1 protein-coding gene is annotated in these 359 nt (G+C 58.8%); it reads left to right on the forward strand.

The window, feature by feature from the left end; all coding sequences use genetic code 11:
* Positions 1 to 359, forward strand: a 359-nt coding sequence (locus tag B4F73_RS16475; protein WP_290483817.1) for an N-acetylmuramoyl-L-alanine amidase family protein, incomplete at both ends; no start/stop codon positions are given.

Here is a 359-nt window from a genome sequence, read left to right on the forward strand (position 1 = left end):
AAGCTTGCCTCCTATCAGGCCAAAAAGCGCAAGGAAGAACTCGCAATTGAACTCGCATCAATGAGACCTGATGCTCCGTTGCCAGCGTCCCAGCGCGTCGCAAACCAATCCTACACGGTTGTTATCGATGCGGGGCATGGTGGTAAGGACCCGGGTGCCATGGCGATTACAGGCGGTGTGGAAAAGGACATCACCTTGCGGGCGGCACTCGCACTCAAGAATATCCTTCAGGCGGACCCCCGCTATACGGTGCGGCTGACGCGCGACACGGATGTCTATGTCGACCATGAGGTGCGCGTCAGCATGGCGCGCGATTGGGGCGCTGACCTGTTCATTTCCTTACATGCGGACGCTGCGGC

This window comes from Hyphomonas sp. UBA3601 (assembly GCF_002375605.1).
Classification (GTDB): domain Bacteria; phylum Pseudomonadota; class Alphaproteobacteria; order Caulobacterales; family Hyphomonadaceae; genus Hyphomonas.